Annotated in this window: 11 protein-coding genes and 1 pseudogene; 6 read left to right on the top strand and 6 right to left on the bottom strand. The window is 68.3% G+C overall.

All coding sequences use genetic code 11. From position 1 onward, the window contains the following. Positions 1 to 157: 157 nt before the first annotated feature. Entirely contained in the window at positions 158 to 721 is a 564-nt protein-coding gene (locus OG711_RS23635; protein ID WP_329560279.1) for a CGNR zinc finger domain-containing protein, read from the bottom strand. Between the two features lie 129 nt (positions 722 to 850). Here OG711_RS23635 and OG711_RS23630 point away from each other — a divergent pair, with 129 nt between their 5' ends. The 6 genes and pseudogenes from OG711_RS23630 to OG711_RS23600 all read left to right on the top strand — a co-directional run bounded on the left by OG711_RS23630 (position 851) and on the right by OG711_RS23600 (position 6801). After that, the gene (locus tag OG711_RS23630; RefSeq protein ID WP_329560278.1) at positions 851 to 2233 is read left to right on the top strand and encodes an MFS transporter; all 1383 of its coding nucleotides are present in this window, start codon (positions 851 to 853) and stop codon (positions 2231 to 2233) included. A gap of 131 nt (positions 2234 to 2364) precedes the next feature. Beyond that, positions 2365 to 2814 (top strand): ATP-binding protein, encoded by a 450-nt coding sequence (locus tag OG711_RS23625; RefSeq protein WP_405674011.1) that lies wholly within the window; start codon positions 2365 to 2367, stop codon positions 2812 to 2814. A 121-nt stretch (positions 2815 to 2935) separates the two neighbouring features. Further along, positions 2936 to 4009 (top strand): hypothetical protein, encoded by a 1074-nt coding sequence (locus tag OG711_RS23620; protein ID WP_329560277.1) that lies wholly within the window; start codon positions 2936 to 2938, stop codon positions 4007 to 4009. A 226-nt stretch (positions 4010 to 4235) separates the two neighbouring features. Continuing rightward, positions 4236 to 5240 (top strand): hypothetical protein, encoded by a 1005-nt coding sequence (locus OG711_RS23615; protein WP_329560276.1) that lies wholly within the window; start codon positions 4236 to 4238, stop codon positions 5238 to 5240. A 131-nt stretch (positions 5241 to 5371) separates the two neighbouring features. After that, positions 5372 to 6313, top strand: a complete 942-nt coding sequence (locus OG711_RS23610) for a hypothetical protein (protein WP_266516494.1) — start codon at positions 5372 to 5374, stop codon at positions 6311 to 6313. A 65-nt stretch (positions 6314 to 6378) separates the two neighbouring features. Then, positions 6379 to 6801, top strand: a pseudogene (locus tag OG711_RS23600) (hypothetical protein). 506 nt (positions 6802 to 7307) lie between these two features. Here the strand turns inward: OG711_RS23600 and tuf are convergent. The 5 genes from tuf to OG711_RS23575 all read right to left on the bottom strand — a co-directional run bounded on the left by tuf (position 7308) and on the right by OG711_RS23575 (position 16076). Then, a complete protein-coding gene (tuf, locus tag OG711_RS23595) occupies positions 7308 to 8501 on the bottom strand; it encodes an elongation factor Tu (RefSeq protein ID WP_073792895.1) in 1194 nt (397 codons plus the stop codon). Positions 8502 to 8652: 151 nt separating this feature from the next. Then, positions 8653 to 10773 carry an elongation factor G gene (fusA, locus tag OG711_RS23590; RefSeq protein ID WP_073792896.1) on the bottom strand — a complete coding sequence of 707 codons (2121 nt, stop codon included), beginning with the start codon at positions 10771 to 10773 and terminating at the stop codon, positions 8653 to 8655. Between the two features lie 39 nt (positions 10774 to 10812). After that, positions 10813 to 11283, bottom strand: coding sequence for a 30S ribosomal protein S7 (rpsG, locus tag OG711_RS23585; RefSeq protein ID WP_073792897.1), 471 nt, complete (start codon positions 11281 to 11283; stop codon positions 10813 to 10815). Positions 11284 to 11285: 2 nt separating this feature from the next. After that, positions 11286 to 11657: a 30S ribosomal protein S12 gene (gene rpsL / locus OG711_RS23580; RefSeq protein WP_007823146.1), complete on the bottom strand. Its 372-nt coding sequence runs from the start codon at positions 11655 to 11657 to the stop codon at positions 11286 to 11288. A 507-nt stretch (positions 11658 to 12164) separates the two neighbouring features. After that, complete coding sequence (locus tag OG711_RS23575; RefSeq protein ID WP_329560275.1) at positions 12165 to 16076, bottom strand: DNA-directed RNA polymerase subunit beta'; 3912 nt, start codon at positions 16074 to 16076, stop codon at positions 12165 to 12167. Between the last annotated feature and the right edge of the window lie 8 nt (positions 16077 to 16084).

Genomic DNA, 16084 nt, shown 5'->3' with positions numbered 1-16084 from the left:
CCAGGAGGAGATCCGTACGACCGCACAGCTCCCGGGCGGCGACCGCCAAGGCCCCCGTCCCGGCACTCGCCCCGTCCAGGGGCAGACCCACCGGAACGGGGGCCTCGTCCGTACCGGCGGGGAGTTCGGCGGCGGACCCGCTCAGGTACCCCGCGGCTCAGCCAGCCGTTCCAGGTACCGAAGTCCGCTTCGTCGCGTAGCGGCGGGCCTTGGTGCGGTTGCCGCAGACGCGCATGGAGCACCAGCGGCGGCTGCGGTTCTTGGAGGAGTCCCAGAAGACCCAGGCGCAGGTGTGTTCGGCGCAGCGCTTGAGGCGTGCGGCCTCGCCGGTGACCGTGAGCTCGGTCCAGGCGACGGCGAGGGCGGCCAGAGCGTGGCGGACCGGGGTGAGTCCGGGTGCCGGTTCCAGCGTGGCCCGGCTGCCGGGGCGCAGGGTGGCGACCAGAGGGAGGCGGCGGAGGACTTCGTCGGCGTCCCGGAGCAGGCCGGGATCGGGGGTGTCGCCGGTGTGGACGCCGAGGTTCTCGCGGATGCCGTCCCGCAGCCGCAGGGCGAGCTGGTGTTCCTCGGTGGTGACCAGGGTGCCGGACGGGAGCAGTCCCCGCTCCGCCAGCCAGGCGGGGAGCTGGTCGGGCACGGCGAGGTCGTCGGTGCCGAGCTCCACATCGACGGTGTTGACGAAGGCTTCGACCAGCTGGGCCGAAGACGGTGCTTCGAGCATGGGTGACCTTCAGGAGGGGGAACCGGACTCCCCAAGAGTAACCGTCTAACGGGTTGACTGGTGAAACCCCGGCTGGCAGGCTTCGCACAATTAACCAGTCAAACCACTTAGGCGGTTAGGGCACATGACATGAGCACCCGGACCCGGCCCGTCAAAAAGACCGAAGCCGCCCCCGCATCCGATCCACCCGATCCGCGCGGCACACCCGGCACACCCGGCACACGGAACACCGTCGTCCTGCTCGCCCTCACCGCGGTCACCAACCTCGCGGACGGGATCATCAAGATCGCGCTGCCGGTACTGGCGACCGGGATCACCGACTCCCCCGGCCAGGTCGCGGCGGTCGCGCTGGCCCTGACGCTGCCCTGGCTGCTCGTCTCGCTGCCCGCCGGAGTCCTCGCCGACCGCGCGGACCGCCGCCGGCTGCTCTGGCTCGCAGGCGGGATACGGCTGCTGGCGATCGGCTGGCTGATACAGACCGTGACCAGCGACAGCACGACCATCGGGACGCTGGCGGCCGTCGGCGCGGTCCTCGGCACCGCGGAAGTGATCGCCCAGACCTCGGAGACCGCGCTGATCCCCGCACTCGTGCCGCGCGCGGAACGGGAACGCGCGAACGCGTGGATCGCCGGGGTCGAGACCGCCGCCAACGAGTTCTGCGGACCGATGATCGGCGGACTGCTCCTCACCGCCGGAACCGGTATCGCGCTCGGCTCCACCTGGGTCGCCTACCTCGCCGCGGCCCTCCTCCTGCTCCTGCTCACCGGCCGCTTCCGCGCCGTGCGCACCACCAAGGACGAGGCGCCCACGGAACCCGGGACGGGGACCGGGACCGAGACGGGGACGGGGACGGGGACCGAGACAGGCACCGGGACCGGGACAGCACCGCGGACCGGCAGAGCACCCAGGGCCCGGGAGTTCACCGAAGGACTCCGCTACCTCTGGCACCACCGCCTGCTCCGCACAACGACCCTCATCCTGACCGTCCTCGGCGCGAGCTGGGGCGCGTGGCTGGCCCTGATGCCCCTGGTCGCGAAGGAGACGATGGGCCTGGACGCGCGGCAGTACGGCATCGTGCTCAGCGCGCTCGGCGTCGGCGGGCTGGCGGGCACACTCGCCGTCACCCGGATCAACCGGCTGCTCGGACGCCGCTGGGCGATGTTCGCCGACCTGCTCGGAACCCTGGCGATGATGGCCGTCCCCGTGCTCACCACCCAGGTCTGGGCGGTCGCCACCGCGGCGTTCCTCGGCGGGATGGGCGGCACCCTCTGGACGGTCAACTCACGCCTCATCGCCCAGAACACCGTGCCCGACGCCCTCATGGGCCGCTACAGCAGCGCCGCCCGGCTCATCGGCTGGGGCGGAATGCCGATAGGAGCGGGCCTGATCGGCGTCCTCGCCGAAGCGTTCGGGACCCGGGTCGCCTTCCTCGTCTTCGCCGCCGCGGTCGCCGCCACCATCCCCCCGTTCCTCCGGATCGTCACCACCGACGAACTACGCAAGTCCGCCTGACGCCACCGCCTCGCTGCCCCATACCGCCCGCCCCGGACAGCCGGGACACCCCCGGACAAAGCCCGGACAGTCACCGTACGTAGCCCCCAAGTCGCTCAACAGCCCAAACACGTACGGCGACATTGAGTGATGTGAACCAAGAACTCTCCGAACTCCCCACCCCCGCAACCGCCCCCACCCCCACCACACCCCCCACCCGCACGTTCGAGACCGAACTGTCCTCGACCCGCGTGGGCGCCCGTCTCGCCCGGCTGCTCGCGGAATGCCGACTGCGGGCCTGGGGGCTGCCCCTGGACCCGGCGGCACTCGTCGTCGCGGAACTCGCCGCCAATGCCGCGCTCCACGGCAGCGACCGGCGTACGGGCTTCCGGCTCTCGCTCAGCGTCACGGACACGACGCTCCGGATCGAGGTGAGCGACAGCGCCGGTGACCGGATGCCGGGCGCCGGGCTCCCGGCGGCGGACGCCGAATCGGGACGCGGACTGCTGCTCGTGGAGGCCCTGGCGGAACGCTGGGGCGTCACACCCGGACCACCACCCGGGAAGACCGTCTGGGCGGAGGTGCCCCTGGCGGACCTCTGAGGGAGGTCACCCAAGTCACCCCACTCATACCTGGGTCCGTACCCGCCCTCACCCCACCGGGGGAGGCGATCGGGACCGCGGGGCGACGCCCGGCGATCGCGGCCGATGGGACGTTCGGAGCATGACGGATGTCGCGAGGACGAAGAGAGTGCCCCGGCCCACGGAGTGGGCCGGCCGGGCGGCGCTGTGCTGGGCGGTGGCGTACACCGCCCTCGGGCTGGCCGGTGCGCTGAGCGGGACGCCGCTGTTCCAACTGGGTCCGGACCCGGGCCCCCCGGCCCTGGGCTGGGCGGTCGCCGCGCTGGGCGCCCTGGCGACAGCGACCTGCGCGGCCGTCACCCGTCTCGGCCCCCGACGACCACTGGGCACCGCGCTCCGGGCACTCGCCGGACTCACGGCGATCGCGGCGTTCAGCCTGCTGATGGACGTGATCACGCTGATGTTCGGCCAGAGCGTGGACAGTTGGCCCGCCGCCGCGAACCACGCGCTCGCGGCGGCCGGAGTACTCCTGCTCACCGCCACCGCACGGGCCGGACGGCCCCCGACCGCTGGCACGACCACCCCACCGCCCCCCGCCGCCGCACCACGCCCGCTCCAACTCACCGCCTGCGTGGGGACGGTGGCCTTCCTCCCGTACATCGCGATGAAACTCAACTGGGCACTCGGCGGCACCTTCGCCGGAATGACCGGCGCCGAGATGCGCGCCACCTCCGAACGCAACGGCGTCCCGGACCTCTGGCTCACCCTGGAGTCCTGGGGCCTGGACGCCACCGTGCTGCTCGCCGCCCTGGGAGTGTTCCTGCTGTGGGGGCTGGTCCGCCCCTGGGGCCAGGTCTTCCCCCGCTGGACGACATTCCTGCGCGGCCGCCGCGTCCCGCGCCCGCTCCCGCTCGCCCCGGCCCTGATCGGAGCGGCCACGCTCCTGCCGTACGGGGTGCTCGGACTCGGGTACTGCGCCCTGGCGACGGCGGACGTGGTGACGATGCGCCGGGGCGACTTCCCCACCCCGGAGGACACACTGCTGGTCGCCTGGGTCGGCCTGTCCGCGTTCGCCGTGTACGGGGTGGCGCTGGCCCTCGCCGCCCGCTCGTACTGGCTCCGCACCCGCCCCGTCCCCGGGGGTTCCGCACCGGAGGCCGGGTCCCCGACCTTCGGAACCACAGGCGGTAAACCCCCCGTAGTTCCCGGTAGTTGAAGGCGAATACCCCACCCCACCTCACCCCACCGGACAGCAACCACCGCAGCGTTAGCCCGTTCGGGTGATTGCTTCAGGGAGAGTTCGCTCCCGGTCCGATTTTCGGAGAGAGTGCCATCGCAAACGCATGACAACTCCCGCATGTGCACCGGTACATGCATCGGCCCCCGGCCGGGACTGGCATCCCGAACGAGGGCCTCACCACATAAGGAACTAGCACTTCCCGATGGCTGACACGCAGCTTAACGCCCCCTCGCCCCGCCCATCCAGCGTTCCGGAAACCCCCCACGGAGTCATCCGGGTCACAGGCCCCCGCCCGGCCGACGAAACCGACCCGCACCGGAACGCGAATTCGAACCCGGACCCGGACCCGGACCACACCCACCTGGGTCATCACCTCACCAGGCACCGCGCCCTGTCCTGCACGGCGATCGGCCTCGCCGCGTACATCCTCTCCGTGCCGGACGGCACCCCCGTCGACATCCGCAGCCTCGCCAGCCGCTTCCCGGAGGGCCGCGACCGGATCGCGGGAGCCCTGCGGGAACTGGAGAGGCACGGTTACATCGAACGGGTACGCAAGCACCTCCCGAACGGCACCTGGGTGACCCTCACGTACGCGTACGAGGACCCGGCAACGTCCCGCACCCAGCCGGACCACGAAGCCCCACCCCCCGCACCACGGCACGCCACCCCGCGGAGCACCACCCCGCAGAGCACCGCGCCCCGGAGCACCGGACCGCCGCCCCCGAAGAAACCGCAGCCCCCGCTCCCGTCCCCCACGGCCCATGCCCCGGAGCTGCACAGCAGAGCGGCCGACCTGCTCGCGTCGCTGCGCACCGCGGACCCCCGCCTGACCCTCGCGGAACGCGACGTACGACGGCTCGCCCCGGCCGTAGCGGCCTGGCTGGAGCGCGGCACGCACCCGGACGCGGTCCGCGCGGCCCTGACCACGGGCCTCCCCCCGGACCGCCTGCACAGCCCCGCCGCGTTCCTCGCCTACCGCCTGACCACCCTTCTCCCCCCACCCCTCCCCACCCTGCGCCAGGGCCCGCCGCCCCCGCCCCCACTCCAGACCTGCGACTCCTGCGACCGAGCCTTCCGCTCCCGAACCCCGGGCCACTGCGGGGACTGCCGGGCTTCCGCGACCCGCAAGGACGTCGTGTACGGCGAGGACGTGACGATCGCGGACCGGACCATCTCCACCGAGAACCTGCCGCTCTACGCCACCTGACCAGGCGGACAGTCGAAGTTGACGAAGCCGGAACCCTCACTCGCGTCAACCTCGGAAACATGTTCGTCCGTACGAATGAACGATCATCGAACAATCACCGGATCGATCACGAGCGACCTACGCTCCCGATCATGGTCACCTCCTCTCATGAGGCCGCGCACCGCATCTTTCAGGAACGTCCCGAACTTCTGAGCCCCGTGTTCCGCGTCCTCGGTGTACCGCTGCCCGACAAAGCCGCCGTCGAGGTCCTGACGGGCGACGCCACCGAGATCAGGCCGCTGGAGCGCCGCGTCGACAGCGTCCTGCGAGTCGAATCCTCGGACGGGACGACGTTCCTGCTGGCCATCGAGGCCCAGGGTCGGCGCGATCCGGACAAAGCCGCAAGCTGGACGTACTACCTGGCGTTCCTGCGCGCCAAGTACGACCTGCCCGCGCTGCTCCTCGTCGTATGTCGGGACAGGGCAACCGCCAAGTGGGCCACCGGCCCGTTCCTGACGGGTATCGAGGGCTGGACTGCCCTCAGCACCCATCCTTTGGTCATCGGTCCTGACAACATCCCGGTCATCACCAGTCCCGCCGAGGCGTCCAAGAATCTGGCACTCGCCACCTTCGCTGCCATGACTCATGGCAAGGACCGGGACATCACCCCGATACTGGACGCGCTGGCTACCGCTCTCGGTACGGTCGAGGTCGACACTGCGGACTACTTCACCGAACTACTGGAACTCGGACTGGGCGACACCCAGGCCCGGAACACCTGGAGGAACATGATGAGCGTCGGCACCTATTTCCCCGGCCGGGGCACGATCGTCGAAGAGTCCTACCTCAAAGGCAAGACCGAGGGCCGTGAAGAGGGCAGGGCCGCAACGCTCATCGACGTACTGGAGATGCGAGGCATCAGCGTCTCCGAGGAAACGCGGGAGCGGATCACCTCCACCACGGACTCCGAGACCCTCACCGAATGGCTCGCCAAGGCGCTCACCGCCACCGCCGAGGACGACCTCTTCACCAAGGAACAGCCTCCGGCAGAGGCACCCGGCGGCCACGAACAGTCTCCCCGCCGCTCGCCGTGACCCAGCCGCCTTGCCCGGAGCCGTACCGAGCCCTCCGCGACAGCGCCGAGCGTCTCGCGGAGGACATGCCCGGGAAGCTGGAGATCGCCAGGGAAAGCATCGTGCACGACCGCGGGCAGCCGAACGCTCCCCACTCGCTGACGGCCGCCCGTCTGTGACGGCGGCTGGAGCGGGCCGTACCTGACCACGTGATCGCACACACGGGACAGCCCGACGTGGAGGACGTCCAGGCCGGCGTCCTGCGTCAGCCGGATCTCGTGGTGCTCCCGATGACCGGCATGGAGGGACCAGGTGCGTTCGACCCCCGTACGGGCTCCGGTGCCGTCTTCACGGACATCCACCCGACCCCGGAGGGCCCGCGCTACGCGACCCGCAAGGACTTCGTGTACGGCGAGGACGTGACGATCGCGGACTGGACCATCTCCACCGAGAACCTGCCGCTCTACGCAGGCCGCCTTCGCTTGCGCCTCCGAGGTCTGTCCGGCTGAGCGCACTCGTCCCTGTGCGGGTCGCTCGTGGGGTGCGCAGTTCCCCGCGCCCCTGGATGCTGCCCCATCGCGGTCGCTTCTCGGGTGCGGGCCGCCCTCGTTCTGCGCAGTTCCCCGCGCCCCTGAAGGGGCGCCCCTCAATGTTGTCCGTCGGGTGCGGAAGCCCCCTCCCCGTGCACTCGCCCGGCTACGGGAGGGGGTGGGCGGGAATCTCTGCCCGCAGACTCCGACGCCCCGGAACAGTCACAGGACGTTCGGCCGAGCGCGTTGGAGCGAGGACGGAGAATCCCGACCGGCACCGACCCGAAGAACAAACAGAACGCGCCCCAAAGGGGCGCGGGGAACTGCGCACCCACCGAGCGACGGCACAGCAACGAAGTACCCCCACCCGGACAGACCTCAAAAGCGCAAGCGAAGGCGACCCGCCGACCCCAGGGAAAACAAAGGACCCGTACGACCACCTGGGTCGTACGGGTCCCACGTTGCGCCGCAGCGCGCGTGTCAGGTCACTTGTTGATCTTGACGACCTGGCCGGCGCCGACGGTCCGGCCACCCTCACGGATGGCGAACTTCAGGCCCTCTTCCATGGCGACGGGCTGGATGAGCGTCACCGTCATCTGGGTGTTGTCACCCGGCATGACCATCTCCGTGCCCTCGGGGAGGGTCACGACGCCGGTCACGTCAGTCGTACGGAAGTAGAACTGCGGGCGGTAGTTGTTGAAGAACGGGGTGTGACGGCCACCCTCGTCCTTCGACAGGATGTACGCCTGCGCCTCGAACTCGGTGTGCGGGGTGACCGAGCCCGGCTTGATGATGACCTGGCCGCGCTCGACGTCCTCGCGCTTGATGCCACGAAGAAGCAGACCGACGTTCTCACCGGCCTGGCCCTCATCGAGCAGCTTGCGGAACATCTCGATGCCGGTGACCGTGGTGGTGGTCTTCTCGGTCTTGATACCGACGATGTCGACGGTCTCGTTGACCTTGAGGACGCCACGCTCGATACGGCCGGTGACGACCGTGCCACGACCGGTGATCGTGAAGACGTCCTCGATCGGCATCAGGAACGGCTTGTCGACGTCACGCTCGGGCTGCGGGATGAAATCGTCGACGGCCTTCATCAGGTCGAGGACGGTCTGGCCCCACTCCTTGTCGCCCTCAAGGGCCTTGAGCGCCGAGACCTTGACGACCGGAAGGTCGTCGCCCGGGAACTCGTACTCGGAGAGCAGCTCGCGGACCTCGAGCTCGACGAGCTCAAGGATCTCCTCGTCGTCCACCATGTCGGCCTTGTTCAGCGCGACGACGATGTACGGAACGCCGACCTGGCGGGCCAGGAGCACGTGCTCCTTGGTCTGCGGCATCGGGCCGTCGGTGGCGGCGACCACGAGGATCGCGCCATCCATCTGCGCGGCACCGGTGATCATGTTCTTGATGTAGTCCGCGTGACCGGGGCAGTCGACGTGGGCGTAGTGGCGCGTCTCCGTCTGGTACTCGACGTGCGCGATGGAGATCGTGATACCGCGCTGGCGCTCCTCGGGAGCCTTGTCGATCTGGTCGAAGGCCGAGGCCTCGTTCAGGTCCGGGTACGCGTCGTGCAGCACCTTGGTAATGGCGGCCGTGAGGGTCGTCTTACCGTGGTCGATGTGACCGATGGTGCCGATGTTGACGTGCGGCTTAGTCCGCTCGAACTTCGCCTTCGCCACTGGGGTCCTCCTGGGGAGTGGTTCTGTACGCCTTACTTCATCGGCGCCAGGTGATCTTTGCTGGATAGTCCGGGGCCGGGGGTGCCCGCCGTGGCTGCGGCGGACACCCTGGTGGCTCCGGAGTCAAGCCTAAAGCGTGTACTCGGTTGAGTTACTCGCCCTTGGCCTTCGCGATGATCTCCTCGGCGACGTTCCGGGGAACCTCGGCGTAGGAGTCGAACTGCATCGAGTAGCTCGCGCGACCCGATGTCTTGCTGCGGAGGTCGCCGACGTAGCCGAACATCTCCGACAGCGGGACCAGGCCCGTGACGAGCTTGGCACCGTGACGGTCTTCCATGGACTGGATCTGACCGCGACGGGAGTTGATGTCACCGATGACGTCACCCATGTAGTCCTCGGGCGTCGTCACCTCGACCTTCATCATCGGCTCCAGCAGGGCCGGGCTGGCCTTGCGGGCGGCCTCCTTGAAGGCCATGGAACCGGCGATCTTGAAGGCCATCTCGGAGGAGTCGACCTCGTGGTAGGAACCGTCGAGGAGGAGCACCCGGACACCCGTGAGGGGGTAGCCGGCGAGCACGCCGAACTCCATGGCCTCCTGGCAGCCCGCGTCCACCGAGGGGATGTACTCCCGGGGGATACGGCCACCGGTGACCTTGTTGACGAACTCGTAGCCGTCACCCTCAAGCGGCTCCAGCGCGATCTGCACCTTCGCGAACTGACCGGAACCACCGGTCTGCTTCTTGTGGGTGTAGTCCAGCCGCTCGACACCCTTGCGGAGCGTCTCGCGGTAGGCCACCTGCGGCTTGCCGACGTTGGCCTCGACCTTGAACTCACGGCGCATACGGTCGACCAGCACGTCGAGGTGCAGCTCGCCCATACCCGCGATGATGGTCTGGCCCGTCTCCTCGTCGGTCTTGACGCGGAAGGACGGGTCCTCCTCGGCCAGGCGCTGGATGGCGACACCCAGCTTCTCCTGGTCGCCCTTGGACTTCGGCTCGATGGCGACCTCGATCACCGGGGCCGGGAAGTCCATGGACTCAAGGATGACCGGGTTCGCCGGGTCGGCGAGGGTCTCACCGGTGGTGGTCTGCTTCAGACCCATGACGGCGACGATGTCACCGGCACCCACCGACTCGATCTCCTCACGCTTGTTGGCGTGCATCCGGTAGATCTTGCCGATGCGCTCCTTGCGGCCCTTCACCGAGTTCTGCACCTGAGAACCCGACTCCAGACGCCCGGAGTACACGCGGACGAACGTCAGCTTGCCGAGGTGCGGGTCGCTCGCGATCTTGAACGCGAGAGCGGCCAGCGGCTCGTCGACCGACGGCTTGCGGCGGATGATCTCGTCCGGGTCGTTCACCGAGTGGCCTTCGATGGCCTCGATGTCGAGCGGGGACGGGAGGTAGCGCACCACGGCGTCGAGCAGGGGCTGGACGCCCTTGTTCTTGAACGCGGTACCGCAGAACACGGGGGTGATGGTCGCGCCGTCACCCTTGCCGGAGGCGATCGTGATCCGGCGGATCGCCGCGTAGAGCTGCTCCTCGGTGGGCTCGGTGCCCTCCAGGTACAGCTCCATCATGGCGTCGTCGTTCTCGGAGACGGTCTCCAGCAGCTTGCCGCGCCACTCGTCGGCCGTCTCGGTGTGCGTGGCCGGGATGTCCACGACGTCGTACGCCTCGCCGAGCGCGGTCTCGGCGGACCACACGAGCGCCTTCATGCGGACCAGGTCCACGACGCCCTGGAAGTCGGCCTCGGCGCCGATGGGGAGCTGCATGACGATCGGAACCGCACCGAGGCGGTCCACGATCATGTCGACGCAGCGGTGGAACTCGGCACCCGTGCGGTCCAGCTTGTTGACGAAGCAGATACGCGGAACGCCGTAGCGGTCCGCCTGACGCCAAACCGTCTCGGACTGGGGCTCGACACCGGCGACACCGTCGAACACGGTGACAGCGCCGTCGAGGACGCGCAGCGAGCGCTCTACCTCGACGGTGAAGTCGACGTGACCCGGGGTGTCGATGATGTTGATGGTGTGATCGACGTCCTCAAGCGGCCAGTGACAGGTGGTGGCAGCAGAGGTGATCGTGATGCCACGCTCCTGCTCCTGCTCCATCCAGTCCATGGTGGCAGCACCGTCGTGGACCTCACCGATCTTGTACGAGACGCCGGTGTAGTACAGGATCCGCTCGGTGGTCGTCGTCTTGCCCGCGTCGATGTGAGCCATGATGCCGATGTTGCGCACCTTGGCCAGGTCAAGCGAAGTGGTAGCCATAAGGCTCAGTCTTCTCTCGGTCTCTCGATGGGGTAGTGACTACCAGCGGTAGTGAGCGAAGGCCTTGTTGGACTCGGCCATCTTGTGAGTGTCCTCACGCTTCTTCACAGCGGCACCGAGGCCGTTGGAGGCGTCGAGGAGCTCGTTCAGCAGCCGCTCGGTCATCGTCTTCTCGCGACGGGCGCGGGAGTAACCGACGAGCCAGCGCAGCGCCAGGGTGTTGGCGCGGCCGGGCTTGACCTCGATCGGAACCTGGTAGGTCGCTCCACCGACACGGCGGGACTTGACCTCAAGGGTGGGCTTGATGTTCTCCAGCGCGCGCTTGAGCGTGATGACCGGGTCGTTACCGGTCTTGTCGCGCAGGCCCTCCATGGCGCCGTACACGATGCGCTCGGCGGTGGAGCGCTTGCCGTTCAGCAGCACCTTGTTGATGAGGGAGGTCACCAGAGGAGAACCGTAGACCGGGTCGATGATGACCGGGCGCTTCGGGGCGGGGCCCTTACGAGGCATTCTTACTTCTCCTTCTTGGCGCCGTAGCGGCTGCGGGCCTGCTTGCGGTTCTTGACACCCTGGGTGTCGAGGGAACCGCGGATGATCTTGTAGCGAACACCCGGCAGGTCCTTCACACGGCCGCCGCGCACGAGCACGATGGAGTGCTCCTGGAGGTTGTGTCCCTCACCCGGGATGTAGGCCGTGACCTCGATGCCGGAGGTCAGACGCACACGCGCGACCTTACGCAGGGCCGAGTTCGGCTTCTTCGGGGTGGTCGTGAACACGCGCGTGCAGACGCCGCGGCGCTGGGGGGAACCGTCCAGTGCGGGCGTCTTGTTCTTCTCGACCTTGTCCTGCCGGCCCTTTCGGACCAGCTGCTGGATCGTAGGCACTACTTCTCCGGTTTCTGTGTGCCGATCATGGAGCTAACCTGGAACATCACCGACCCACGCGGTCGGGTGTGTCGAATGCGGCGGCCCCCGCCCTTGTGGCGGGAACTGCACGAATTGCGGTGGCCGCTCACGGCACCTCGTACGGTTGAGGACACGCACAAGGGCCAGGGCACACCCCAGGCACAAGGTCTGAGCGTACCGACCGTACACAGCCCGGTCAAAATGATATTGGTCGGACCCCTTGTACTCGCACCCTGAGTCCCCGTGGCACCACCCTGTGTCCACTTCCGGGGCCCCCCGCCCAGCCGCACCCGAACGAGTACGGCCACAGGCCCCCGAAGGCGCACGGGGAACCGCGCACCCACGAGCGGCCCGCACCCGTACAGGTACAGGTACAGCCGCCGGGGAAGCACCCAGGGCCCGGCAAAGGCGGAAGGGCGGCCACCCCCAGGGGGTGACCGCCCTCCGACGACCTACGCGCACACGTGAGCGCGTACGCGGGCCGGACTACTGGTTGTACGGACCGTAGTCGTAGTCCTCCAGGGGAACGGCCTGGCCGGACCCCGTACCGAACGGCGAGTAGTCGATGTCGTCGTACCCGACGGCCGAGTACATCGCGGCCTTCGCCTCCTCGGTCGGCTCGACCCGGATGTTGCGGTAGCGGGACAGACCCGTACCGGCCGGGATGAGCTTACCGATGATGACGTTCTCCTTGAGGCCGATCAGGGAGTCGGACTTGGCGTTGATCGCCGCGTCCGTCAGAACCCTGGTCGTCTCCTGGAAGGAGGCCGCGGACAGCCACGACTCGGTCGCGAGCGACGCCTTGGTGATACCCATGAGCTGCGGACGCCCGGACGCCGGGTGACCACCCTCCTGGACCACACGGCGGTTCTCGGTCTCGAACTTCGAACGCTCGACCAGCTCGCCGGGCAGCAGCTCCGCGTCGCCCGACTCGATGATCGTCACCCGGCGCAGCATCTGCCGGATGATGATCTCGATGTGCTTGTCGTGGATCGACACACCCTGCGAGTTGTACACCCGCTGGACCTCTCCGACCAGGTGGATCTGGACGGCACGCTGACCGAGGATGCGCAGCACGTCGTGCGGGTTGGTGGCACCCACGATGAGCTTCTGGCCCACCTCGACGTGATCGCCCTCGCCGACCAGGACACGCGACCGCTTGGAGATCGGGAACGCCGTCTCCTCGCTGCCGTCGTCCGGGGTGACGACGATCTTCTTCGTCTTCTCGGTCTCCTCGATCCGGATGCGGCCGGCCGCCTCCGAGATCGGGGCGACACCCTTGGGCGTACGGGCCTCGAAGAGCTCGACGACTCGCGGCAGACCCTGGGTGATGTCGTCACCGGCCACACCACCGGTGTGGAAGGTACGCATCGTCAGCTGGGTGCCGGGCTCACCGATGGACTGGGCGGCGATGATGCCGACCGCCTCACCGATGTCGACCAGCTTGCCGGTGGCCAGGGAGCGGCCGTAGCACATGGCGCAGGTGCCGACGGCGGACTCGCAGGTCAGGACCGAACGGGTCTTGACCTCCACGATGCCGTAGCGGACGACCTCGTCGATGAGGACGTCACCGAGGTCGGTACCCGCCGGGGCGAGCACCTTGCCGTCGACGACGATGTCCTCGGCGAGGCAGCGCGCGTACACGCTGGTCTCGACGTTCTCCGTCTTGCGCAGCACACCGTCCGCACCGCGCTCGGCGATGCCGAGGCGCAGGCCGCGGTCGGTGCCGCAGTCCTCCTCGCGGATGATGACGTCCTGCGAGACGTCGACCAGACGACGGGTGAGGTAACCCGAGTCGGCGGTACGCAGGGCGGTGTCCGCCAGACCCTTACGGGCACCGTGCGTGGAGATGAAGTACTCCAGCACGGACAGACCCTCACGGAACGACGCCTTGATGGGCCGCGGGATGGTCTCGTTCTTGGCGTTCGACACCAGACCACGCATACCGGCGATCTGACGCATCTGCATCATGTTTCCGCGCGCGCCCGAGTTCACCATCATGAAGATCGGGTTCGTCTTCGGGAAGTTGTCGTTCATCGCCTCGGCGACCTCGTTGGTCGCCTTGGTCCAGATCGCGATGAGCTCCTGCGTGCGCTCGTCCTTGGTGATCAGACCGCGCTCGTACTGCTTCTGGACCTTCTCGTCCTGGGCCTCGTAGCCCTTGACGATCTCCTTCTTGGCCTCGGGAACGACCACGTCGGAGATGGCGACGGTGACACCGGAGCGGGTGGCCCAGTAGAAGCCGGACGCCTTCAGGTTGTCGAGCGTCGCCGCCACGATGACCTTGGGGTAGCGCTCGGCGAGATCGTTGACGATCTCCGAGAGCTGCTTCTTGCCGACCTCGTAGTCGACGAACGGGTAGTCCTCGGGCAGCAGCTCGTTGAAGAGCGCGCGGCCCAGGGTCGTCCGCAGCCGGAAGGTGTCACCGGGCTGCCACTCGCCACCGAAGCCGTCAGGACCGGCCTCGTCGGCGGGCGGGGTCCAGCCGCGCGGCGGGATGGTGCCCACCGGGAAGCGGATGTCGACCCGGGACTGGAGCGACAGCTCGCCGGCGTCGAAGGCCATGATGGCCTCCGCCACGGACGCGAAGGAACGCTCCTCGCCCTTGACGTTGCGCATCTCGCCGTCGGTGGTCAGGAAGAACAGACCGAGGACCATGTCCTGGGTCGGCATCGTGACCGGGCGGCCGTCGGCGGGCTTCAGGATGTTGTTCGAGGACAGCATCAGGATGCGGGCCTCGGCCTGCGCCTCCGCGGACAGCGGAAGGTGCACGGCCATCTGGTCACCGTCGAAGTCCGCGTTGAACGCGGTGCAGACGAGCGGGTGGATCTGGATGGCCTTGCCCTCGACGAGCTGCGGCTCGAACGCCTGGATACCCAGACGGTGCAGGGTCGGGGCGCGGTTCAGCAGCACCGGGTGCTCGGCGATGACCTCTTCGAGGACGTCGTACACGACGGTGCGGCCACGCTCGACCATGCGCTTGGCCGACTTGATGTTCTGCGCGTGGTTCAGGTCCACCAGGCGCTTCATCACGAACGGCTTGAAGAGCTCCAGCGCCATGGCCTTGGGCAGACCGCACTGGTGCAGCTTGAGCTGCGGGCCGACGACGATGACGGAACGCGCCGAGTAGTCGACCCGCTTGCCGAGCAGGTTCTGCCGGAATCGGCCCTGCTTGCCCTTGAGCATGTCGGACAGCGACTTCAGCGGACGGTTGCCCGGTCCGGTGACCGGACGGCCGCGGCGGCCGTTGTCGAACAGCGCGTCGACGGCCTCCTGGAGCATCCGCTTCTCGTTGTTCACGATGATCTCGGGCGCGCCGAGGTCGAGAAGCCGCTTCAGGCGGTTGTTCCGGTTGATGACACGGCGGTACAGGTCGTTCAGGTCGGAGGTCGCGAAGCGGCCACCGTCCAGCTGCACCATCGGACGCAGGTCCGGCGGGATGACCGGGACGCAGTCCAGGACCATGCCCTTGGGGCTGTTGCTGGTCTGGAGGAACGCGGAGACGACCTTCAGCCGCTTGAGGGCGCGGGTCTTCTTCTGGCCCTTGCCGGTGCGGATGATCTCGCGGAGGCGCTCGGCCTCCTCCTCCAGATCGAAGGACTCCAGGCGCTTCTGGAGCGCGGCGGCGCCCATCGAGCCGTCGAAGTACGTGCCGAAGCGGTCACGCAGCTCGCGGTAGAGCAGCTCGTCGCCCTCCAGGTCCTGGACCTTGAGGTTCTTGAAGCGGCTCCACACCTCGTCGAGGCGGTCGATCTCGCGCTGGGCGCGGTCGCGGAGCTGCTTCATCTCACGCTCGGCACCCTCGCGCACCTTGCGGCGCACATCGGCCTTCGCGCCCTCGGCCTCCAGCTCGCCCAGGTCGCCTTCCAGCTTCTTGGCGCGGGCTTCGAGGTCGGAGTCGCGGCGGTTCTCGATCTGCTGGCGCTCGACGGAGACATGCGTCTCCAGCGAGGGCAGGTCCCGGGTGCGGCGCTCGTCGTCCACGTACGTGATCATGTACGCGGCGAAGTAGATGACCTTCTCCAGGTCCTTCGGCGCGAGGTCCAGGAGGTAGCCGAGGCGTGAGGGAACGCCCTTGAAGTACCAGATGTGGGTGACGGGCGCGGCGAGCTCGATGTGGCCCATCCGCTCACGTCGCACCTTGGCGCGGGTGACCTCGACGCCACAGCGCTCACAGATGATGCCCTTGAAGCGGACACGCTTGTACTTACCGCAGTAGCACTCCCAGTCCCGGGTCGGACCGAAGATCTTCTCGCAGAAGAGTCCGTCCTTCTCGGGCTTGAGCGTGCGGTAGTTGATCGTCTCGGGCTTCTTGACCTCTCCGTGGCTCCACTGCCGAATGTCGTCAGCGGTGGCCAGGCCGATCCGAAGCTCGTCGAAGAAGTTGACGTCGAGCACTATGCGTC

Source organism: Streptomyces uncialis, from assembly GCF_036250755.1.
GTDB lineage: Bacteria > Actinomycetota > Actinomycetes > Streptomycetales > Streptomycetaceae > Streptomyces > Streptomyces uncialis.
This window is presented reverse-complemented; position numbering and strand designations above follow the sequence as displayed.